The organism is Psychrobacter sp. TB20-MNA-CIBAN-0197, from assembly GCF_040309765.1.
GTDB lineage: Bacteria > Pseudomonadota > Gammaproteobacteria > Pseudomonadales > Moraxellaceae > Psychrobacter > Psychrobacter submarinus.
This window is the reverse complement of the sequence record NZ_JBEOPC010000700.1, coordinates 1-267: the sequence shown is the minus strand read 5'-3', so window position 1 is coordinate 267 and position 267 is coordinate 1. Positions and strand designations below refer to the sequence as shown.

Genomic DNA, 267 nt, shown 5'->3' with positions numbered 1-267 from the left:
CGCTTGATGAACACGGTAATATTATTGACCCGTTTAATGGCCAAACTGACTTACAAAATAAAACACTGCGCCACACCACTGAGGCATTTGTAGAAGACCCTGTTCGAGTACTGCGTATTGCCCGTTTTTTAGCGCGCTATGGCAGTGATTGGCGTATTCACCCAAGTACCTATGCATTAATGCGCGAGCTTAAAAATAAAGGTGAGCTAAATCATTTAGTATCTGAGCGCGTGTGGCTTGAAACTGAAAAAGCACTGGGTGAAAAGC

At 43.8% G+C, this 267-nt stretch carries 1 pseudogene; it reads left to right on the top strand.

Annotation, left to right across the window (positions count from 1 at the left end):
- Positions 1-267, top strand: a pseudogene (locus tag AAEY83_RS15600) (hypothetical protein); the annotation flags it as partial.